Source organism: Psychromarinibacter sediminicola, from assembly GCF_029168335.1.
Classification (GTDB): Bacteria; Pseudomonadota; Alphaproteobacteria; order Rhodobacterales; family Rhodobacteraceae; genus Psychromarinibacter; species Psychromarinibacter sediminicola.
Genome location: NZ_JARGYC010000011.1, coordinates 25,125 through 46,431, shown reverse-complemented (window position 1 = coordinate 46,431; position 21,307 = coordinate 25,125). Strand labels below are relative to the sequence as shown.

General features: G+C 69.2%; 20 protein-coding genes. 9 read left to right on the top strand and 11 right to left on the bottom strand.

Going from position 1 to position 21,307, the window contains the following annotated elements; all coding sequences use genetic code 11:
* Positions 1–5: 5 nt before the first annotated feature.
* Positions 6–482, bottom strand: coding sequence for a methylated-DNA--[protein]-cysteine S-methyltransferase (locus P1J78_RS06115; RefSeq protein WP_275566478.1), 477 nt, complete (start codon positions 480–482; stop codon positions 6–8).
* Positions 482–1,348: a glutathione-dependent disulfide-bond oxidoreductase gene (gene yghU / locus P1J78_RS06110; protein WP_275566443.1), complete on the bottom strand. Its 867-nt coding sequence runs from the start codon at positions 1,346–1,348 to the stop codon at positions 482–484. The genes P1J78_RS06115 and yghU overlap by 1 nt, the downstream gene beginning before the upstream one ends.
* Positions 1,349–1,541: 193 nt before the next feature.
* Between yghU and P1J78_RS06105 the strand changes: the two genes are divergently transcribed.
* The 3 genes from P1J78_RS06105 to P1J78_RS06095 all read left to right on the top strand — a co-directional run bounded on the left by P1J78_RS06105 (position 1,542) and on the right by P1J78_RS06095 (position 5,207).
* Complete coding sequence (locus P1J78_RS06105; protein ID WP_275566442.1) at positions 1,542–3,494, top strand: TRAP transporter permease; 1,953 nt, start codon at positions 1,542–1,544, stop codon at positions 3,492–3,494.
* Positions 3,491–4,456, top strand: coding sequence for a TAXI family TRAP transporter solute-binding subunit (locus P1J78_RS06100; protein ID WP_275566441.1), 966 nt, complete (start codon positions 3,491–3,493; stop codon positions 4,454–4,456). The genes P1J78_RS06105 and P1J78_RS06100 overlap by 4 nt, the downstream gene beginning before the upstream one ends.
* Positions 4,457–4,553: 97 nt before the next feature.
* Positions 4,554–5,207 (top strand): dienelactone hydrolase family protein, encoded by a 654-nt coding sequence (locus P1J78_RS06095; protein WP_275566440.1) that lies wholly within the window; start codon positions 4,554–4,556, stop codon positions 5,205–5,207.
* Between the two features lie 40 nt (positions 5,208–5,247).
* Here the strand turns inward: P1J78_RS06095 and P1J78_RS06090 are convergent, their stop codons facing one another.
* From P1J78_RS06090 to P1J78_RS06060, 7 genes are all read right to left on the bottom strand, one after another.
* Positions 5,248–6,300 carry an Ldh family oxidoreductase gene (locus P1J78_RS06090; protein WP_275566439.1) on the bottom strand — a complete coding sequence of 351 codons (1,053 nt, stop codon included), beginning with the start codon at positions 6,298–6,300 and terminating at the stop codon, positions 5,248–5,250.
* Complete coding sequence (locus tag P1J78_RS06085) at positions 6,297–7,253, bottom strand: phosphoglycerate dehydrogenase (protein ID WP_275566438.1); 957 nt, start codon at positions 7,251–7,253, stop codon at positions 6,297–6,299. Before P1J78_RS06085 ends, P1J78_RS06090 begins: the two co-directional genes overlap by 4 nt.
* Before the next feature lie 2 nt (positions 7,254–7,255).
* The gene (locus tag P1J78_RS06080) at positions 7,256–8,218 is read right to left on the bottom strand and encodes a 2-hydroxyacid dehydrogenase (protein WP_275566437.1); all 963 of its coding nucleotides are present in this window, start codon (positions 8,216–8,218) and stop codon (positions 7,256–7,258) included.
* Positions 8,215–9,837: an ABC transporter ATP-binding protein gene (locus P1J78_RS06075; protein WP_275566436.1), complete on the bottom strand. Its 1,623-nt coding sequence runs from the start codon at positions 9,835–9,837 to the stop codon at positions 8,215–8,217. Before P1J78_RS06075 ends, P1J78_RS06080 begins: the two co-directional genes overlap by 4 nt.
* The gene (locus tag P1J78_RS06070; RefSeq protein WP_275566435.1) at positions 9,834–10,769 is read right to left on the bottom strand and encodes an ABC transporter permease; all 936 of its coding nucleotides are present in this window, start codon (positions 10,767–10,769) and stop codon (positions 9,834–9,836) included. The genes P1J78_RS06075 and P1J78_RS06070 overlap by 4 nt, the downstream gene beginning before the upstream one ends.
* Before the next feature lie 3 nt (positions 10,770–10,772).
* Positions 10,773–11,687 (bottom strand): ABC transporter permease, encoded by a 915-nt coding sequence (locus P1J78_RS06065; RefSeq protein WP_275566434.1) that lies wholly within the window; start codon positions 11,685–11,687, stop codon positions 10,773–10,775.
* A gap of 88 nt (positions 11,688–11,775) precedes the next feature.
* Positions 11,776–13,281, bottom strand: a complete 1,506-nt coding sequence (locus tag P1J78_RS06060; protein ID WP_275566433.1) for an ABC transporter substrate-binding protein — start codon at positions 13,279–13,281, stop codon at positions 11,776–11,778.
* A gap of 189 nt (positions 13,282–13,470) precedes the next feature.
* On the opposite strand from P1J78_RS06060, the gene P1J78_RS06055 reads away from it, so the two are divergent.
* Entirely contained in the window at positions 13,471–14,382 is a 912-nt protein-coding gene (locus P1J78_RS06055; protein ID WP_275566432.1) for a LysR family transcriptional regulator, read from the top strand.
* A gap of 74 nt (positions 14,383–14,456) precedes the next feature.
* Here P1J78_RS06055 and P1J78_RS06050 read toward each other — a convergent pair whose 3' ends face one another.
* The gene (locus P1J78_RS06050) at positions 14,457–15,350 is read right to left on the bottom strand and encodes a DMT family transporter (protein WP_275566431.1); all 894 of its coding nucleotides are present in this window, start codon (positions 15,348–15,350) and stop codon (positions 14,457–14,459) included.
* A gap of 273 nt (positions 15,351–15,623) precedes the next feature.
* On the opposite strand from P1J78_RS06050, the gene P1J78_RS06045 reads away from it, so the two are divergent.
* From P1J78_RS06045 to P1J78_RS06025, 5 genes are all read left to right on the top strand, one after another.
* Positions 15,624–16,778 (top strand): sialidase family protein, encoded by a 1,155-nt coding sequence (locus tag P1J78_RS06045; protein WP_275566430.1) that lies wholly within the window; start codon positions 15,624–15,626, stop codon positions 16,776–16,778.
* The gene (gene pdxA, locus P1J78_RS06040) at positions 16,775–17,719 is read left to right on the top strand and encodes a 4-hydroxythreonine-4-phosphate dehydrogenase PdxA (protein ID WP_275566429.1); all 945 of its coding nucleotides are present in this window, start codon (positions 16,775–16,777) and stop codon (positions 17,717–17,719) included. Before P1J78_RS06045 ends, pdxA begins: the two co-directional genes overlap by 4 nt.
* The gene (locus P1J78_RS06035; RefSeq protein WP_275566428.1) at positions 17,716–18,618 is read left to right on the top strand and encodes a dihydrodipicolinate synthase family protein; all 903 of its coding nucleotides are present in this window, start codon (positions 17,716–17,718) and stop codon (positions 18,616–18,618) included. Before pdxA ends, P1J78_RS06035 begins: the two co-directional genes overlap by 4 nt.
* 163 nt (positions 18,619–18,781) lie before the next feature.
* Positions 18,782–19,903 (top strand): iron-containing alcohol dehydrogenase, encoded by a 1,122-nt coding sequence (locus tag P1J78_RS06030; protein WP_275566427.1) that lies wholly within the window; start codon positions 18,782–18,784, stop codon positions 19,901–19,903.
* A gap of 101 nt (positions 19,904–20,004) precedes the next feature.
* The gene (locus tag P1J78_RS06025) at positions 20,005–20,568 is read left to right on the top strand and encodes a cobalamin biosynthesis protein CobQ (protein WP_275566426.1); all 564 of its coding nucleotides are present in this window, start codon (positions 20,005–20,007) and stop codon (positions 20,566–20,568) included.
* Positions 20,569–20,572: 4 nt separating this feature from the next.
* On the opposite strand, the gene P1J78_RS06020 is transcribed toward P1J78_RS06025, so the two are convergent.
* Entirely contained in the window at positions 20,573–21,307 is a 735-nt protein-coding gene (locus P1J78_RS06020; protein WP_275566425.1) for a FadR/GntR family transcriptional regulator, read from the bottom strand.

The window sequence follows — 21,307 nt, the reverse complement described above, 5'->3', positions numbered from 1 at the left end:
ACGGGTCAGATCAGCAGCCCGCCCGCGCCCTCCAGCCGCAACAGCGCCACTTTCGTCTCGATGCCGCCGGCCCCGGAATAGCCGCCGAGCCCGGTCGCCCCCAGCACGCGGTGAAAGGGGATCAGGATCGGGATCGGATTGGCGCCGCAGGCCTGGCCCAACGCCTGCGCCGGCACGTCCAGCGCACGGGCGAGGTCGCCGTAGGTGCGCGTCTCCCCATAGGGGATCGCCTGCATCTCGGCCAGCACCCGCGCGGTCAGCCCGGAGACCGGCGGCCGCAACGGCACGGTGAACGCCGTCAACGTGCCGTCGAAGTAGGCGCGAAGCTCCGCCAGGGCCAGGTCGAGCACCGGGTCGCTGCCCTGCCCTGCCGCCTCGCCCCAGCCGACGCCTGTCACGGCGCCGTCCGCCACGGCGACCCGGACCGGGCCGACCGGCGTGTCCAGCCCGCCGACGCCCGCGTCGCCGCCGCGCGGCGCCATCACTCGGCCGCGATCTTGTCCTGCGTCCGGTGTTCGAAATCCGACGCGGAGTGCCGCTCGTGCAGCTGTTGCGACGGGTCGCCGTTCAGCCGGTTCACCATCCGCCCGCGCTTCACCGCCGGGCGGTCCCAGATGCGCTCGGCCCAGTCCACCACGTTGGTATAGCTCTTCACGTCCAGGAATTCGGCCGCCTTGTACTGGTCGAACAGCACCAGCCCCGCGTACCACGGCCAGATCGCGATGTCGGCGATGGTGTATTCGCCGCCGGCCATCCAGTCGCGGTCGGCGAGGTGGCGGTTCAGCACGTCGAGCTGGCGCTTGGTCTCCATCGCGAAGCGGTCGATGGGATACTGCCATTTCTTCGGCGCATAGGCGTAGAAATGGCCGAAGCCGCCGCCGACATAGGGCGCGCTACCCATCTGCCAGAACAGCCAGGACAGCATCTCGGGCCGGTGGGCCGGGTCGCTGACCTGGAAGGCGCCGAAGCGCTCGGACAGGTGCATCAGGATCGCGGCGCTCTCGAACACCCGCGTGGGCGGGTTGGTCGTGTGATCCATCAGCGCGGGGATCTTCGAGTTCGGGTTCGCCGCGACGAAGCCCGAGCCGAACTGCTCGCCCTCGCCGATACGGATCGGCCAGGCGTCGTATTCGGCGTCGTGGCCGGCCTCCAGCAGCTCCTCGAACAGGATCGTCACCTTCTGCCCGTTCGGCGTGGCCAGCGAATAGAGCTGGTAGGGATGCCTGCCCACCGGCAACTCGGCGTCGTGGGTGGGGCCGGCGACGGGGCGGTTGGTCTTGGAGAACTGGCCGCCGTTCTCGCTGTCCCAGGTCCAGACCCGGGGTGGGTCGTATTCGTCTGTGCTCATCGGACGTGTCTCCTGCATGAATGCGTCGGGAGCGTATCTAGAGCATCGCGCCGGGAAACCCAACGCACAGCCGGGTGTCACGCGGCGCACAGACCCGCGCCGCGACGGGCGCGGCCGCACGCCGCGGCATTTGCAAAGCGGCGCGCGGGCACCTACCCTCGCCTCGCGAGCGACGCGGGGGTGGGGCCGGAACATGGACGCGACGAAACAGCCGGAAGCCGCGGGACCGACCGGCACGGCCGCGATCCTGATCGCGGTGCTGGCCGTGGCCATGGTGGTCGCCTGTGTCCTGTGGAACGTCGAGGCGCCGACGCGCATGGGCGTCGCGATTCTGTCCCAGCAATACATGGCGCTGCAGCTCGGCCTTGCGCTGACCATCGCCTTCCTGCGCTACGGCTGGCGCGGCAAGGAGCCGAAGGCGCGGGTCGGCTGGGTCGACGCGGCCATCGCGGCGGTCTGTTTCGGCACGCTGATGTATGCGGCCTGGGACTTCAGCTGGCTCCTGCAGGAGCAGTTCTACCGGCCCTGGCAGATCACCGTGATCGGCACCGTCGTCACGCTGTCGGTGATGGAGGGCATCCGCCGGCGCGCGGGCTGGATGCTGTTCACGATCGTCGCGGTGTTCCTGGTCTATGCGCTCTTCGCGGACATGGTGCCGGGGCGGCTGGTGGGCAAGGAGCTGTCGCCCGTGCGGCTGGTGCAATATGTGGGCTTCGATCCGTCGGCCGTGTTCTCCTCGCCGCTGGCGGTGGGCACGATGATCGTGCTGCTCTTCGTGTTCTTCGGCCAGCTTCTGTTCGCGGCCGGGGGCGGGGCGTTCTTTACCGACCTCGCGATGGCCGTGGCGGGCCGCACGCGCGGCGGCGCGGCGAAGATCTCTGTGATCGGCTCGGCGCTGTTCGGCTCGATCTCGGGCTCGGCCGTGTCGAACGTGGTGACGACCGGGGTCGTCACGATCCCGCTGATGCGGCGCGGCGGCTACTCGGCCCGCGACGCGGGCGCGGTCGAGGCGGTGGCCTCCACCGGCGGACAGCTGACGCCGCCGATCATGGGCGCGGCCGCCTTCCTGATGGCCGAATTCCTGGAAATCCCCTACGTCACCGTCGCCGGCGCGGCGCTGGTGCCGGCGGTGTTCTACTACCTGGGCGTCTTCCTGCAGGTCGACCTGATCGCCGGGCGCGACGGGATCGCCCCGCACGAGGAGGATGCGCTGACCGCGCGGCAGGTGCTGGCCGAGGGCTGGCATTTCGCCATTCCGTTCGCGGTGCTGCTGGCGGCGCTGTTCTGGTTCCGCTACGACCCCGAGGATTCGGCGCTGATGGCGGCGGTGGCGATCGTGGCGGTCGGGTTCCTGCGGCCCTATCGCGGCGACCGGCTGACGCTGAAGCGGCTGGGGCAGGTCTTCGTCGATACCGGCACCTCGATGGTCGACCTGATCCTGATCGTCGCGGCGGCGGGCTTCGTGATCGGGGTGCTGAACGTCACCGGGCTGGGCTTTGCGCTGACGCTGGTGCTGGTGGACGCGGTGGGGCAGAATGTGCTGCTTCTGCTGCTGGTCTCGGCGGTGATCTGTATCCTGCTGGGCATGGGGATGCCGACCTCGGGCGTCTACGTGCTGCTGGCCGCGCTGGTCGCGCCCTCGCTGGTCGAGGCGGGGATCGAGCCGGTCGCCGCGCATCTCTTCATCCTCTATTTCGGCATGATGTCGATGATCACACCGCCGGTGGCGCTGGCGGCCTTTGCCGCGGCCACGATCTCGAAGGCCGACGCGCTGGGCACCGGGCTCGCCTCGATGCGCACCGGCTGGGTCGCGTTCATCCTGCCCTTCGCCTTCGTCGCCACGCCGGCGCTGGTGATGGAGGGGACGTGGGGAGAGATCGCGCGCGCCTCGGCACTGTCGGCGGCCGGCGTCACGGCGATCACCGTGGCGATCATCGGCTACTGGGGCACGCGGCTGAGCCTTCCGGTGCGGCTGGCGTTCCTGGTCCTGGGCGCCGCGGCGCTGCCGATCTCCTACATCCCGCTCGATGCAGGCCTGCGCTGGGCGGCGGCGGGGCTGGCCGTTCTGGGGCTGGCCGTGCTCTACTTCATCCATTCCAGGGGCGTGACGCCCGGGCAATCCACCAAAGGGGAGGCAAGACAATGAAACACTTCGGATACGCACTCGGCGCGGCGCTGGCCGTCTCGGCCACGGCCGTCTCGGCGCAGGTCGTGACCGTGGCGAGCGGCGCACAGGGCTCGCTGGCCTACAATACCGGGCAGGCCGTGGCGAAGGTCGCCAACGAGAACGGCATCACCGCGCGAACCCAGCCACTGGTCGGCTACCTGCCGCTGATCCATGCGGGCGAGGTCGACTTCGGCTTCGCCAACGGGGTCGAGACCGAATACGCCTATACCGGCACCGGCAACTACGACCGCGCGCATCCCGATATCCGGCTGGTGGGCACCATGTTCCCGCTGCAGACCGGGCTGATGGCGCCCTGCGATCTGGGGCTGGAGACGGTGGACGACCTGGCCGAGCAGGCCGGCGACCTGCGGATCGCGTCGGAATACACCTCGTCCACGATCATTCCGTTCTACATCATGGGCGGGCTGGCGAATGCGGGCCTGACCTATGACGACTTCCAGAAAGTGCCGGTCGCGTCCTTCGTGGCGGGGATCAACGCGCTGGGCGACGGGCTGGTCGACGTGGCGCTGGTGTCGCTGAACTCCGGCGCGGGGCAGCAGTCGGCCGTCAAGCTGCAGGACCGCGGCGGGCTGTGCTACATCTCGCTCGACGACAGCGAAGAAGGCGAGGCCGCGTTCAAGGACTTCCTGCCGGCGGGCGACATCATCTCGCTCGACCAGAACGAGAACATCAACGGGCTGGAGAACTACGGCGCCAACATCATGTCGATTCCGTGGATGATGATGGCCAACGCCAACGTGGACGAACAGCTGGTCTACGACATGCTCAAGGCGCTGGCCGAGAACAAGGAGGCGCTGGCCGCGTCCTTCGGGGCGTTCAACCGGATGGACGTGGAGACGATGGCGCCGTCGAACGAGATGCCGTACCACCCGGGCGCCCTGCGCTACTACGAAGACGCCGGCATTTCCGTCGGGAACTGACCACATCCGCCGGGCGTTGATCTGGCGCCCGGCGGCCCTGCCCCCTGTCCTGCCCCCAGGTCCGCGCCCCCTGTTCCGCGAGGAGACACGCAACATGATGACCGATCTCACTGCCTCCGACGGGCACACGTTCCAGTGCTACATGACGCCGGCCGAGGGCAAGGCGCATGGCGGGCTGGTGATCATCCAGGAGATTTTCGGGGTGACCGAGCAGCTGATCGGCGTCGCCCGCCGCTACGCGCGCGAGGGCTACGACGTGGCGATCCCGGCGCTGTTCGACCGGCAGGAGCGCGGCGCGGTGATCCCGTTCGACGAGGCCTCGCGCGGGCGCGACCTGATGATGGCGACCCTGCCGGACGAGGCGATGCTGGACGTTCAGGCGGCGGTGGAAAAACTCGCCGAGACCGGCCAGCCGGTGGGCGTCATGGGGTTCTGCTGGGGCGGCGGGCTGGCCGTGCGCGCGGCGCAGAAGCTGGAGATCGCGGGCGCCGTGTCGTTCTACGGCACGCGGCTGAAGGAATATCTCGACCTGCCGCTGCGCGCGCCGGTGCAGTGCCATTGCGGGACCGAGGACGACCACACGCCGAAGGCGCTGATGGAGGAGGTGCAGGACCACCTGCCCGAGATCGAGATCTGCTGGTACGAGGCGGGGCATGCCTTTGCCAACGATGCGCGGGATTCCTACGTGCCGGAGGCGGCCGAGACGGCGCATTCCCGCGCGCTGGAATTCCTGCGCGCGCATGTCGGGTGAGCGTCGGCAGGAGGCTTGACGCTCGGCCCGGTGCGGGCCGTCAGCCGACCGGCTTCGGCAGGGCCACGCCCAGCGCCGCAGCCTTCTCCTCCAGCGCCTCCAGGATGCCCGGATAGAGCCCGACGCCGTTGGCCCGCGCCTCGGACCGCCGCCGCACCGCGGCCTCGCCCGGCAGGCGCACCCGCTCGACGCCAGGCCGCGGCTCGGCCGCCCGGCAGGCATCGGCGAGCCACCCGGTCTGGCGCAGGAACGCCTCGCGCCCGCCGAAGGCCTCGGGGTCCATCACCTGCACGGTGAACGAACAGTTCATCCCCGGCCGCGCGTCCGCCCGGCCCATGCCGGAGAGCCCCTGCGTCACCGACTCGGCCACGAGCGCCAGGCCATAGCCCTTCTGACCGTGATCCAGCCCGCCGGTCGGCAGCACCGTGCCGCCGTTGAACACGGCGTTCGGGTCGTTGGTCGGATTGCCCTCGGCATCCATCAGCCAGTCGTGGTCGTACATCCGGCCCTCGTTCACCAGACGCTTGGCCATGTTGTTCGTGGTGATCGACGCCGAGATGTCGATCAGGATCGGCACGCCGCCGGTTGGAATGCCCCAGGCGATCGGGTTCGGCGTATAGACCGGCGCGCGGCCGCCGAAGGGCGCGACCGTCGCCGCCGAGGGCACCGACGAGGCGATCATCACCATCATCCCGGCATCTGTCGCCAGTTCCAGATAGGCCGCGTGCGCGCCGATATGGTGCGAATTGCCCACCGCCACGGTGCAGGTCCCGGCCTCCCGCGCGCGGTCGACGGCCAGCGTCACCGCCTTTTCGGTCAGATAGGCTCCCGGCAGGCGCCGCCCGTCCCAGGCCACCGCCGCCGCGCGGTCCGAGACGACCGCCGGCTCGCCCTCGCGCGTGACGGTTCCGTCGGCGATATGGTCGAGATACCAGGGCGCCAGGCCCAGGCCGTGGGTGTCGTGTCCCATCGCGTCGGCCATCACCAGATGGGTGGCCACGGCCTGTGCCAGCCGGGTCTCCAGCCCGGCCGCCGCGAAGAGATCCCGCGCGAACCGCTCCAGTGCCGCGATGTCGTAGCGTGGGGCGGTCATGCGGTCAGCTCCTTTGCGTTCAGCGCCCGCGCGGGCATGCCGCCCGCCGCCAGCGTCTCGATATCCTCCAGCACCATCTCGCCGACGCGGATCAGCGAGTCCTCGGTATCCGCGCCCGAGTGGGGCGAGAACAGCACGTTGGGCGCGGTGAAGATCGGGTGAGCCGTGTCGGGCGGTTCCGCCTCGAACGCGTCGATGGCGGCGCCGGAGAGGCGGCCGTCGTCCAGCGCCGCGGCCACGGCATCGAGGTCCAGGATCGAGCCGCGGGCATAGTTCAGAAGAACCGCGCCGGGCTTCATCTGGGCCAGCGCGCTCTCGCCGATCAGCCCATCGGTGTCCGGCCCGCCGGCCAGGTGCAGCGACAGCACGTCGGCGGCGGCCAGCACCTCTTCCATCGTGCCGAGCCGCACGCCCAGATCCTCGGCCACGCCGACGGCCGGGTACGGGTCATGCGCGATCACCTGCATGCCGACGCCGCGCGCCATCCGCGCCAGCCGACGGCCGACCTGGCCGAAGCCGAGAATGCCCAGCGTGCGGCCGGCCACCTCCCACCCCCGGCGCCGGTCCCAGCCGCCGGAGGCGACGGTCAGGTGCCCCGCCACCATGTTCCGCGCCAGGGCGAAGATCGCGCCCAGCGCCATCTCGGCCACCGCCTGTGCATTGGCGCCGGGGGTCGAGCAGACCGGCAGGCCCCGCGCGGTGGCCGCCGCAACGTCGATGCTGTCGACACCGACGCCGTGCTTCAGGATGCCTTTCAGCTTGGGTCCGGCATCCATCACCCCGGCATCCACCGCCGGCAGGCCGGCCACGAGATAGGCGGCCCCGGCCAGCGCCTTGCGGAAGTCCGGGCCGTCCTCCGGCACGCGGACGAGGTCGAAGCCGGCGGCGGCGATCCGGTCGGGCAGATCCCCGACCTTGGCGAATGCGGGCGAGGTCGTGAGGATCGTCGCCATGGTCAGGCGCGGGCCGGCGCCACGTCGTTCACCGGGGTCAACAGGGGCTTGCCCGCGAAGCAGGCGGCGATGTTGTCGACCACCAGCTGCGCCATGGCGTCGCGTGTCTCAACCGTGCCCGAGGCGTGGTGCGGGTAGAGCGTGACGTTCGGCAGCGAGGTCAGCGCCGGGTCGGGGTTCGGCTCGTTCAGGTAGACGTCCAGGCCGGCGCTGCCCAGCTTGCCCGAGGACAGCGCCGCGATCAGATCCTGCTCGTTCACGACCGAACCGCGCGCGACGTTGATGAACGTGCCCTCCGGCCCCAGCGCCTCGCAGACGCGGGCGTCGATCATGCCCTCCGTCTCGGGGCCGCCGGGAACGATGGCGACGAGGATGTCCGCCCAGTCGGCCAGCGCCACGACGTCGTCGAAGAAGCGATAGGGCACGTCCTTTTTCGACCGCGCGAGATATCCGATCTCCAGCCCCATCGGCTCGAACCGGCGGGCGATGGCCTTGCCGATGGTGCCGAAGCCCGCGATCCCGGCCTTCTTGCCCTTGATGGCCGAGGTCAGCGGATACATGCCCTGGCGGCCCCACTCGCCCGTCTGCACATAGGCGTGCCCCTGCACCAGATGCCGGCGCGTCGCCAGCGTCAGCATCACGGCGCAGTCGGCCACGTCGTCGCTGAGCGCGTCGGAGGTGTTGGTGAAGGGAATGCCCTTCTCGGTCAGCGCGTCCACGTCGATGTATTCGTAGCCCGCCGAGGAGCAGGCCACGATCTTCACGTTCGGCAGATGCTCCAGCTGCTCGCGGGTCAGCGCCTCGTGGCCATTCGTCGCCACCGCCTCGCAGTGCGGGCCGTGTTCGGCGAGGAAGGCCGCCTTGTCCTCGGCCAGGTCGTAGCGGTGGACGGCATAGGTCTCTTCCAGCTGCGCCATCTGGGGCGGCAGCGGGGGGACCATCACCAGCACGTCGCGCTTCGTCATGCAGTCTTCTCCAGTTCCATCCGGGCCTTGCGCCGCTCTGCCTGCACCTCGGGATCGGGATGCGGCGAGGCGGTGAGCAGGTCCTTTGTGTATTTCTCGCGCGGGGACTCGAAGATCTCCCGCACCGGTCCTTGTTCCACGATCTTGCCGCCCTGCATGACGACGACGCGATGCGCGAAGTCGCGGACCAGCGGCAGGTCGTGCGCGATGAACAGGTAGCTGAGCCCCAGCTCCTTCTGCAAGCGCTTCAGAAGCTGGATCACCTGCGCCTGGATCGACACGTCGAGCGCCGACACCGCCTCGTCGCAGATGATCAGCTGCGGCTCCAGGGCCAGCGCGCGGGCGATCGCGATGCGCTGCCGCTGGCCGCCCGAGAACTGGTGCGGGTAGCGGCTCATATGCGCCGCCTCCAGCCCGACCTGTTCCAGAAGCTCCTGCACCCGCGCCTTCCATTTCGCCTTCGGCAGGATGTCCGGGTGGATCGCGAAGGCTTCGGATACGATGTCGTAGACCGACATGCGCGGGTTCAGCGACTGCGTCGGATCCTGGAACACCATCTGGATGTGCCGGCGCAGCTCGAACAGCTCTTTCGCGGGCAGGGAGACCAGATCGCGCCCGTCGTAATACGCCGCCCCGCTGGTGGCGTCCTCCAGGCGCAGGACCGTCTTGGCCAGCGTCGACTTGCCCGAGCCGCTCTCGCCCACGATCGCCACGGTCTCGCAGGGCAGCACCGTCAGCGTCGCATCGTCCAGCGCGGTGAAGCCGCCATAGACCTTGCGCAGATTGTCGATCTTCAGCACCGGCTCGTCCTGGCCCACCGGCTCGGCCATCTCGCCTTCGCCGGGGACGGCGGCGATCAGCTTCTTGGTGTAGGGATGGACGGGCGCCTTGTAGACCTGTTGCGCGGTGCCGCTCTCGACGATCTCGCCGGCGTTCATCACGACCACGCGGTCGGCGACCTCGGCCACCACGCCCAGGTCGTGGGTGATGAGCAGCAGGCCCATGCCGTATTCCGCCTGCAATTCCTCCAGCAGCCGCAGGATCTGCGCCTGCACCGTCACGTCCAGCGCCGTGGTCGGTTCGTCCGCGACCAGGATGTCCGGCTTCATCGCCAGCGCCATCGCGATCATCAGGCGCTGCCGCTGGCCGCCGGAAAACTGGTGCGGGTACTGGTCGAACTTGTTCTCGTGGTCCGGTATGCCGACCCGCTTCATCAGCTCCAGCGTCCGGGCGCGGGCCTTGTCCTTGGGCTCGCCGTGCGTGGTCATCATCTCGGAGATCTGGAAGCCGACGGTGTAGACCGGGTTCAGATGGCTCAGCGGATCCTGGAAGATCATCGCCACGCGGCGGCCGTTCAGGTCGCGCCGCCTTTCGGACGGCATCTTCAAGAGGTCCTCGCCCTCGAACAGGATCTCGCCCGACACGATCTCGCCCGGCGGGCAGTCGATCAGGTTCATCACCGCCGAGGCCGAGACCGACTTGCCCGAGCCGGACTCGCCCAGGATCGCCAGGCACTCGCCGCGGTCCAGATGCCACGACACGTCGCGCACGGCGTGGACGGTCCCCTGCGCCGTGTGGAAATCGACCGTCAGGTTCCGGACTTCCAGCAGATGGCTCATTTCTTCTTCCTCGAAATCTCAAGCCGCCAGCGCTGTACCGGGTCGAGCGCGGTACGCATCCAGTTGGACAGAAGGTTCAGCGACAGCGTGGTCAGGATGATCGCCAGGCCCGGCCAGAACGACAGCCACCAGGCCGAGGTCAGGTAGGAGCGGCCCTGCGACACCATCAGACCCCAGGTGATCTCGGGCGGCTGGATGCCGATGCCCAGGAAGGACAGCGAGCTTTCCGCCAGCATCACGAAGGCGAAGTCCAGCGTCGCGATGGTGATCAGCGTCGGCGCGACCACGGGCAGGATGTGGCGGAACACGATGCGGAAGGTCGAGGCCCCCATCACCTGCGCCGCCTGTACGAACATGCGCTCGCGCACCTCCAGCACCTCGGCGCGGCTGGTCCTGAGGTAGATCGGGATCCGGGTGATCGCCAGCACGATGATCAGGTTCCCCACCGCGGGCTCCAGCATGTAAAGGACGATCACGGCCAGCAGGAGCGACGGGAAGGACATGATCACGTCGGCCAGCCGCATAATCACCTGGCTCGCCGCCTTGCCGGTATAGCCCGCGACGAGGCCCAGCGTGGTGCCGATGATCAGCGAGGCGAGCACCGCGCCCGCGGCGATCATCATGGTGTTCTGCGCCGCCACGATGATCCGCGCCAGCAGCGGCCGGCCCAGCGCGTCGCCGCCGAGCCACATCGTCCAGTGCTGCGAGAAGTCGAAGGGCGGCGTATTGCGGCCGCGCAGATTCTGATCGGTCGCGGCCTCGCCCAGCAGCATCGGGCCGAAGACCGCGCAGAACACGACGACGATCAGGAAGATCGCGGCGCAGAGCGCGAACTTGTCGCGGTACAGCATCCGCAGGATCGACAGCCAGGCCGGCGGCGGCTTGGGGATCGACTGCGCCTCGCTGGCGGGGGGCGTTTCGCTAACGGCCATGGCTCAGTACCGGATTCGGGGATCGAGCACCGCGTAGAGGATGTCGATCAGGAGGTTCATGAGGAAGATCGCGAAGGCGGTGACCATGATCGCGGCGAGGATGACGGAAAAGTCGCGCTGCAGGATCGAGTCGATCATCAGCTTGCCGACGCCCGGGAAGCCGAAGATCGATTCCACCACCACCGCCCCGTTCAGAAGCGCCGCCGCCTGGTCGCCGATCACGGTGATGACCGGCAGCATCGCGTTGCGCAGGGCGTGCACGAAGATGATCGGACGGTTGCGCAGGCCCTTGGCGCGCGCGGTCTTGACGTAGGCCGAGGACAGCGTCGAGATCATCGAGCCGCGCACCACCTGCAGGATCAGCCCGAAGGGGCGGATGAACAGCACCGCGACGGGCAGGATCCAGAATTCCCAGCCCCCGGTGCCGGAGGTGGGCACCCAGCCCAGGTTCACCGAGAAGATCACGATCGCGACGATGGCGATCCAGAAATCGGGCGCGCTGGCGCCCACCAGCGAGAAGAAGGTGGCCAGCCGGTCGAAGAAGCCGCCGACGTGGAACGCGGCCAGCGAGCCGATCAGGATCGCCATGGCGGTCACCAGCGCCATGGTGATGGCGGCCAGCTGCAGCGTCCAGGTAAAGCCGCGCAGGACGGCGTCGATCGCGGGTTCCGAGCGGCGGATGGATTCGCCGAAGTCGAAGCGGAGCAGATCGCCCACGTACTGGAAGAACTGCACCATCAGCGGCTGGTCGAGCCCGTGGATGCGGCGGAAGTTGTCGCGCGCCTCCTGGCTGGCGTCGACCGGCAGGTACAGGTCGGTCGGGTCGCCGGTCAGCCGGCTAAGGAAGAAAACAAGGATCACGAGCCCGACGAGCGAGATGGCGCTGGCGATGGCCCGTTTTCCGAGGAAGCTTTTCATGGCGCTGCCCTGCTGTCGTAGAGGCGGCCGCGCGCGGGCGGCCGGCGGGCCGGCCGGGGGCGGCATCGCCGCCCCCGGCCGGTTTCGATCAGTTGAACGTGATCTGCGACAGCTGCAGTTCGCTGTTGGTGCGGATCGTCGGCGTGAAGTCCAGCCGCGGGTTCACCCGGCTGAAGCCGACCATGTGGAACAGCAGCACGTCATACACCTGCTCGGTGTGGATGTAGTGCATGATGTCCTTCCACAGCCGCTCGCGCTCGTCGCCGGTGGCGGTCGTCGCATCGGCGATCATCGCGTCCAGCGCCGGGTCGCGCACGCCCGACTGCAGGCCCTCGGAGTCGTACTTGAAGTACATCGAGAAGACCGGGTCGCCGTTGGCGTTGTCATGCATCGCCGCGACGATGGTCGGGCCGCGATCCTCCGGGAACGGCTGCGAGTAGTACTCGAGCCACTCGGCCACCTCGACCATCTGCAGGTCGATGTTGAAGCCGACTTCCTCCCACATGGCGGTCAGCGCTTCCAGCGTCTCGGTCACATTGCCCCAGTTGTTGAGGCGACCGATGAAGGTGATCTCCAGGTCCACCGGGACGCCGTCGGCCTCGGCCTCGGCCAGCAGCTCCTTGGCGCGCTCCGGATCGTAGGGATAGGGCTCCAGCTCCTCGTTGTAGCCCAGGGTCGACGGCGGCACGATGGAGGTCGCCAGCAGCGTGCCGTCGGCCAGGATGGTGCCGATGAACGCCTCGCGGTCCACCGCGTAGTTCAGCGCCTCGCGCACCCGCTTGTCGTCAAGCGGTTCCATCGTGGTGTCGAGCCGCATGTAGACGCTTTCCGAGTTCGGATAGGAGAAGTCCATCTCCGGGTTCGAGGCGTCCTGCAGCGCGATGTTCGGCGCGATATCGGCCTCGCCCTGCGCGACCATCGCCGCACGCACCGCCGAGTCGGAGCGGAAGACGTAGGTCGCGTCGGTGACCGCCGGGCTCTCGCCCCAGTAGTTCTCGTTCTGCGACAGCTTGATGTTCTGGCCGCGGTTGTACTCGTCGAACATGTACGGGCCGGTGCCGATGGGCGTTTCCACGTGGGAATCCATCGGCGTATCGGACGGCACGACGGTCACGGTCGACATCAGCAGCGGCAGGATCGGCTGTACCGGGTCCGCCGTGATGTTGATGGTGTGATCGTCGACCACCTCGGTGGTCAGCTCGGTGCCGCCGAAGAACTTGGCGCCGATCTCGCAGGTGATGTCCTCGGACTTGATCCGCGCCAGCGAATGCGCCACGTCGGCGGCGTCGAACGCGCTGCCGTCATGGAAGTTGACGCCTTCGCGCAGGGTGAACTGCCAGGTCCCGTCGCCGAGATCCTCCCAGCCGGTGGCGAGGCGCGTCTGCAGCCCCTCGCCGGGCACCAGCTCGGTCATGGTCTCGGAGATGTTCTGCAGAACGACACGCCCGACGTTGGACCGCGACGCCTCGCAGGGGTCGACGATGTCCAGCTCTTCCGACAACACGACCGTCACGGACGTGTCGGCGTGGCTCGCCGCGAAGGCCGCGGACGAGGTCAGAAGCACCGCTGCGGCGCTGCTGAGTTTCCTGATCATTGAGTTACCTCCCTAAGGTGTCAGGATTGCTAGGCACGACTCCTCCCGCGCCTCGCAACCGGTCCGACGCAATGCGGACACTCGGGCGAGTCTACGGGCACTCGTTAAAAAGAACATTCCAAACTTGGATTGATTTGATCCAATTCCTGGATCACTCTGCGGCCGTCCCGCAAGGCAGGAGGCCCCCCGATGGCCACTGGCACATTCGAGTTCTTTCAACTCCGCTGTTTCGTGGCGGTCGCGGAAGAGCTGAACTTCCGCCGCGCGGCGGAGCGGCTGAACATGACCCAGCCGCCGCTGTCGCGGCAGATCAAGCTGCTGGAGCACGGCATCGGCCTGCTGCTTCTGGAGCGGTCGAACCGGCAGGTGCGGCTGACGCCCGCGGGCGAGAGCTTCTACGCCTCGGCGACCCAGCTTTTGCAGCGCACCGAGCACGCGGTGCTGCTGGCGCGGCAGGCGCAGCGCGGCCAGTCCGGCAGCGTGGCGATCGGCTTCGTGCCCTCGGCGGCGCTGGAATTCATCCCGCGCATCCTGTCCGAGGCGGCGCGGCGGATCCCCGACGTCACCGTGAACCCCACCGAGATGATGAGCTACGAGATCGTCGAGGCGCAGCGCTCCGGACGGCTGGACCTGGGGCTGACGCGGATGGAGGCGCCGCGGTCCGAGATCGCCCGCGAGCGGGTGGTGAGCGAAGCGTTCGTCCTGGCGGTGCCGGCGGACCATGCGCTGGCCACGGCGCCCGAGGTCACGCTGTCCGACCTGAACCACGCGGCCTTCGTCGGCTATTCCATCGACCGCGGCGGATTCCTGCGCGAGACGCACCAGGCGCTCTTCGCCGCCAGCGGCGTGGCGCCGCGGATCGTGCAGGAGGTCAGCCAGACGCACACGGTGCTGTCGCTGGTCAACGAGGGGCTCGGCGTGGCGCTGGTGCCGGGCTCGGCCCGGATCCTGGGCATGTCGAACGTGCGCTTCATCGACCTGGACCTGCCGCCGCAGTTCCGCTCGCACCTGTATCTCGTATACCGCGCCGACCGCCGCTCGGCGCTGCAGGAACAGATGCGGCAGCTGATCGTCGACGTGCTGGCGCCGTTCAACGCCTGAGCCACAGGCCGGGCGGCCGGCCGCAAGGCGTCCCGAAACGCCTTGCCCCGGCATGGTAGGCCCCGCCGCGCGCATCACGGCCGCTCCGGCCGGGCCCGGGCGCTGCGGGCCATCAGAAGCGTCGCCGCGAAGATCACCGTCCCGCCGATCCAGGTGGCCAGCGGCACGCTCTCGGCGAAGAACAGATACGCCATCCCCGCCACCAGCGGCAGGCGCAGGAAGTCGATCGGCACCAGCAGCGACGCCTCGGCCAGCGAGAAGGCCCGCGTCACCAGCCCCATGTTCAGCGCCCCCAGCGCCCCCTGCAGGGCCAGAAGCCCCCATTCCGCCGGCGTCGGCGTCTCCCAGACGATGGCCGCGGGGATCGCCGCGATCGGCACCGTGGCGATCAGGTTCCAGGCGACCAGCGTCTCGGTCGGGTCGCGCCCCGACATCGGCTTCAGCAGAAGCTGGATAACGGCCGTCAGCAGCGCGCCCACCAGCGCGAAGGCCAGCCCCGGCGACACCGCCGCCCCCTGCCCCGGTCTCAGCACCAGGAGCACGCCGACGAAGCCGACGATCACGGCGATCACCCGGATCGCCCGCGGCTGCTCGGACAGGAAGACCCAGGCACCCACGGTCACGAAGATCGGCGCCGCGAACATGATCGCCGTGACATCGGCCAGCGGCGACAGGGCGAAGGCGAAGAAGAAGGCGATCAGCGAGGCGAGCTTCAGCGCGGCCCGCAACACGTGCCGGAACCGGTAGTTCGACTGCAGGATGCCCGGCCGCGACAGGATGAACGGCAGGAATACCAGAAGCCCGAACAGCGCCCGGGTGAAGCCGATCACGAAGGGATGCACCCCGCCCGCCAGGAAGCGGACGAGCACCGCATCCGTCGCGGCCAGAAGCGCCACGCCCACCATCATCGTCACGCCGACGATTGCGGCGCGATCCCCGGCCTTGTCCGAAAGCGGTCCTTGCGTCACGATCCATGATCTCCCCGCCGGCGGCAGCGCGGCCCTCCGGTCTCCTCGCCGGGGAGAGTTCCCCGGACGGCCATAATTGTCAATTCAAAATCTGAAATGACAAGGGGCTTCCGGATCAGAGGTGCTTTTCTGTATGATAAACAGATATATAGAGAGCGGCAGGTCATGAAACTTGCCATGATCAGCGTTTTTTCAACTTGACAACTTTGCCCTGCAACCGGAAGTATCCGGCCGCCGAGACCCGGTTCGCAACAGCGACAGGAGCGCGATTCGATGCCCATCATGACGCCCGACCAGATCGCCGACGGCATGGATGGCCGCCTGCGCGAGACCGCCGCCGGCCGGCGCGAGGCGCTGCTGCCCAGCCCCTGCATCCAGAACCACGCCGCCTTCCTGTCGCCCGCCGCGGACGGGCTGCACTGCCTGTGGTTCGGCGGCTCGCTGGAGGGAAAATCCGACATCTCGATCCACCGCGCCACGCTCGCCGACGACGCATGGGAGGGCGGCGAGGCCGTCACCGACGACCCCGAGCGGTCGGAGCAGAACCCGGTGGAGTTCGACGCGCCCGACGGCCGCCGCCTGCTGATCCACACCGCCCAGCCCGGCGGCAACCAGGACGCCTGCGTCGTCCGGATGCGCGAGCTGGGCAAGACCCCCGAGGATCTGGCGCTGCCGAACGGCTCCTTCGTGCGCGGGCCGGTGCATGTGCGCGCCGACGGCGCATGGCTGCTGCCGCTGTTCCGCTGCGTCTCGCGCCCCGGCCAGAAATGGACCGGCAGCCACGACACCGCGGCGCTGGCGATCAGCGAGGACAGCGGCGCCAGCTGGCGCGAGGTGGACGTGCCCGGTTCGATCGGCTGCGTGCACATGACGCTGGTGCCGCTGGGCGGCGCCCGCTGGGCCGCCTTCTTCCGCCGGCGGCCGGCCGATTTCGTGTTCCGCACCGACAGCGAGGACGACGGCGAAAGCTGGTCGGAGCCGCAGCCGACCGACGTGCCCAACAACAACTCCTCGATCAGCGTGATCCGCCTGCGCGACGGCCGGATCGCCATGGCCTGCAACCCGACGAACGCGGCCGAACACCCCGAGGCGCGGCGCGAGTCGCTCTATGACGAGCTGGGCGAGGCCGACGACCGCCCCAACGCCACCGGCGGCTGCAACCCGACCTGGGGCGTGCCGCGCGCGCCGATGACGCTGTGCTTTTCCACCGACGAGGGCCGCAGCTTTCCCGACCGCGTGACGGTGGAGGACGGCCCCGGCGCCTGCCTGTCGAACAATTCCGTGGACGGAAACAACCGGGAAATGTCTTACCCCTCGCTGATCGAGGCCGACGACGGGACGCTGCACCTCGCCTATACCTACCACCGGCGCGCCATCAAGCACCTGGCGCTGTCGCCGGACTGGGCCGGATTCAAGGACGTGACATGATCGGCATCACCATGGGAGACCCCGCCGGGGTCGGCCCGGAAATCATCGTGAAGGCGGTGGCCGAGATGGCCCCGGACCAGCGCGCCGAAACCCGCGTCTTCGGCTGCCGCCGGACGCTGGAGGCCGCGCGAGAGGCCGTCGGCGCGGAGATCGACCTCGACACCGTGCAGGTCACCGACCTGCCGGTCGAGGGCGGCCCCCTGCCCTGGGGCAAGGAGGATGCGCGCGGCGGCGACGCGGCCTTCCGCTATGTCGAGGCGGCCGTGGCGGCGGCGCTGGCCGGCGAGATCGGCTGTATCGTCACCGCGCCACTGAACAAGGCGACGCTGAACGCCGCCGGCCACCACTATGACGGGCACACGGGGATGCTGGCGGCGCTGACCGGGCAGAAGGGCGCCTTCATGCTGCTCGCCTCCGACCGGCTGAAGGTGATCCACGTCTCGACCCACGTGGCGCTGAAGGACGCGATCGACCGCGCCACGCCGGACCGGGTGCTGGCGACGATCCGCACCGGCGACGCCCATCTGAAGGAGCTGGGCTACGACGCCCCGCGCATCGCCGTCGCCGGGATCAACCCGCATTGCGGCGAGGGCGGGCTGTTCGGGTCGGAAGACGACATCCAGGTCGCCCCCGCCGTCGCGCTGGCCCGCGACGAGGGGATCGACGCGCACGGGCCGATCTCGGCCGACACGCTGTTCCACCGCGCCTATAACGGCGCCTTCGACCTGATCGTCGCGCAATACCACGACCAGGGGCACATCCCGGTCAAGCTGGTGGCCTTCGACACCGGGGTGAACGTGACGCTGGGCCTGCCCATCGCCCGCACCTCCGTCGACCACGGCACCGCCTTCGACATCGCAGGGCAAGGCATCGCGAACCACGAGAACATGAACCACGCCATCGCCTATGCGCGGAAACTGGCGGCCGGGAGGGGACAATGAAACACGCGATCCAAGGGGTGCATTGCGCCGCCGCCACGCCCGTGACTGCGGACGGCAAGCCGAACCTGCCGCTCTATGTCGACCACTGCCGAAAGCTGATGGACGAAGGCTGCCACGGCATCGCGATGCTGGGCACCACCGGCGAGGCGAATTCTTTCGGCCTGCACGACAGGATGGCGCTGCTGGACGGCACCATCGAGGGCGGGCTCGCGGCGGAGGTGCTGCTCCCGGGCACCTCCGCCCCTTCCGTCGCCGACACGGTGGAGCTGACCCGCCACGCGGTGCGGGCCGGCGTCAAGGGCGTCGTGCTGCTGCCGCCCTACTACTACAAGGGTGTCAGCGACGAGGGGCTCTACCGCTTCTATTCGCGGGTGATCGAGGGCGTGGGGCAGGACTTTCGCATGGTCTTCTACCACATCCCGCAGGTCACCCAGATCCCGATCTCGCACGACCTGATCGAGCGGCTGATGCAGGCCTTCCCCGGCATCGTCGTGGGGATCAAGGACTCTTCGGGCGACCTCGACAACATGAAGGCGATGTGCGACCGCTTCCCCGACCTGGGGGTGCTGGCGGGCGCCGACCCGCTGATGCTGCCGGTGCTGAAGATGGGCGGCGCGGGCTGCATCACCGCCACGTCGAACCTGCGCTCCGACGCGCTGCGCGTGGTGTGGGAGGGCTGGAACGATCCCGCGAAATCCGACGAGGTCGCGGCGGCGCAGGACCGGATCAACGCCTGGCGAACGCTGTCGAACAAGTACGTGCAACTGCCCACCGTGAAGGCGATGCTCGCCCGGTCGCGCGGCGACACGGGCTGGCTGATGCCGCAGCCGCCGCTGGTGGAACTGGCCGAGGCCGAGCGCGCCGAAATCTGGGCCGAGATGGAACAGCTGGGCGGCTGACCCGATGACCGGCTTCGCCCGACCGTGCGCGCAAGGCCCTTCGAAGGGCCTTGGACAACGCGATTTCGCAATCGCGTTCCAAGCGGCTTCGAAGCCGCTTGCATCAAGCCGTTTCGAAACGGCTCGCCGCCCGGCCCCCTGACGACCTGAGAAAGGCAGACCGATGGACATCTCCCGCGCGATCACCCTGCACATGCCCCGCCGGATCGAGATCGGCCAGGGCGCCGCCGCGAAGCTGAGCGAGTGGGCCTCGATCTATCAAAGCGTCTTCGTCGTGGCCCAGCCCGCCACCGCGCCGATGGTGGAGAAGCTGGGGCTGTCCGGCGACGTCGCCGTCTTCACTGACGTGGCGCCGGAGCCCAAGGACAGCGACCTCGCCGCGGCGCTGGAGGCCGCCCGCGCGCAGCAGCCGGCGCTGGTGGTCGGGCTGGGCGGCGGCTCGGTGATGGACGTAGCCAAGCTGGTCGCCGTTCTCTGGGACAGCGACCAGAGGCTCGCCGACGTGGCGGGGCCGAACAAGGTGGCGAAGAAATGCTCCGACCTCGCGCAGGTCGCCACGACCGCCGGCACCGGCTCGGAGGGCGGCATCCGGGCGCTGGTGACGAACACCGAGACCAACGCGAAGACGGCGGTGGAAAGCCCGCTGATGCTGGCCGACATCGCGGTGCTGGACCCCGACCTGACGATGACCGTGCCGCCCGCCGTCACCGCCGCCACCGGCGTCGACGCGCTGGCGCATTGCGTCGAGGCCTTCACCAACGTCAAGGCGCATCCGCTGATCGACGATTACGCGCGGATGGGCATGAAGCTCGCCGGCCGCTACCTGAAGCGCGCGGTCGAGGACGGGGCGGACGCCGAGGCGCGCGCCGGGATGCTGCTGGCCTCGTTCTACGGCGGGCTGTGCCTCGGGCCGGTCAACACCGCCGCCGGCCACGCGCTGGCCTACCCGCTGGGCAGCCATGCCGGGATGCCGCACGGCATCTCGAACGCGCTGATCTTCCCGCATGTGCTGGCCTTCAACGCGCCCGAGGTGCCGGGCAAGACCGCGGAGGTTCTGGCCGCGCTGCACCTGCCGCAATCGGCCGAGCCCGAGGAGGTGCTGACCGCGGCGAGCGGCTTCTGCCGCGATCTCGGCATCGACATGGCGCTGCGCGCGCATGGCGTGACGCAGAACGACCTGCGGCCCTGGGCCGAGGAGGCGCACGGCATCCGGCGGCTGATGGACAACAACCCGCGCGACATGAGCGTGGACGACATCGAGACGATCTACCGCGCGGCATTCTAGGTTTCGCCGCGCGCTGCGCGCCCGCCGATCCGCCGGGGGGCCTTGCCCCCCGGACCCCCCAGAGTATTTCTGGCCAAGATGAAACGGCATGCGGGGCAGAGATGAACACGCCGGCGCATATGGCCCTGGGGCTGGCAGTGCTGGGGCGGCGGGCGACGCGGGCCGAGTGGGCCGTGATCCTGGCGGGCGCGCTGCTGCCCGACGCCTTTCTCTTCGCGGAGCATTTCCTGCGGGGCCGCGGCGCGGGCGACCTGGTCGCGCTCGACGCGCTGGTGGACATTTTCAATTCGGCCCTCGTCTACGCCGCGGCGGTGGCTGCAGGTCTGCTGCTGCGCCAGCGCTGGCTGTGGCTCCTGGCAGCCGCGGCGCTGTTGCACATCGCGTTCGATCTGCCGCTGCATGCGGGCGACGCGCATGCGCATTTCTGGCCGGTCAGCGACTGGCGGCTGGTCAGCCCGGTGTCGTTCTGGGACGCCGACCATCACGGGCGGCTGTTCGGCGTGCTGGAGGGCGTGGCCTTTGCCGCCTGCCTCGTGGTGATCTGGCGGCGGTTGGAGACGCGGGCCGGGCAGGCTCTGACCGCGCTCTTCGCCGTGGTCTACCTGAACGCCTTCGTGCATTTCGTGGGCCACGCCTGGGCCGGCCAGCACTGGGCGCTCTGGTAGCCGGTCAGGCGCTTTCGCCCAAACCGGCGCGGCGCCCCTCGAACAGCCGGTCGCGCGAGCCGATCAGGTGGGCGCGCATCAGGTCGCGGGCGCGGTCGGCCCGCCCCTCGCGGATCGCCTCGGCGATCTCCTTGTGTTCCTCGTAGACATGCACCAGCCCGTCGGGCGTGATCTTCAGCGACATGCCGTGGAACTGCATTCCCACCGCGATATGGTCCTCCAGCGCCTCCATCGCCGTGGCGAAATAGCGGTTGTCCGAGGCCCGGGCGATGGCGAGGTGAAAGGCGAAATCGGCATCCTCGCGGTGGCGGCGGCGCTGGGTGGCGTCGCGCATCTCGGCCAGGGCGGCGTCGATCGGCGCCATCGAGACGGCATCGTGCCGACGGGCGGCGGCGGCGGCGGCCTCGGGTTCCAGCGTAATGCGGAACTCGTAGCAGCGGTCCAGATCGGCGATGCTCGCGACATGGCCGAAGCCGATCGGCTCGCGCAGTCCGACCTGCCGCACGAAGCTGCCGGCGCCGCGGCGCGAATAGACCAGCCCGTTGTCGCGTAGCCGGCGCAGCGCCTCGCGGATCACCGGGCGCGAGACCTGGAACTCGGCGGCAAGGTCATGCTCGGTCGGCAGGCGCTCGTCGGCGGCGTAGGCGCCGGACTTGATGGCGCGGTTGAGCTTCTCGAAGACCACGTCCGCCAGGCTCTTGCGTTGCGCCGCCGTGCTGCGGCCGGGCTTGTCCGTCAT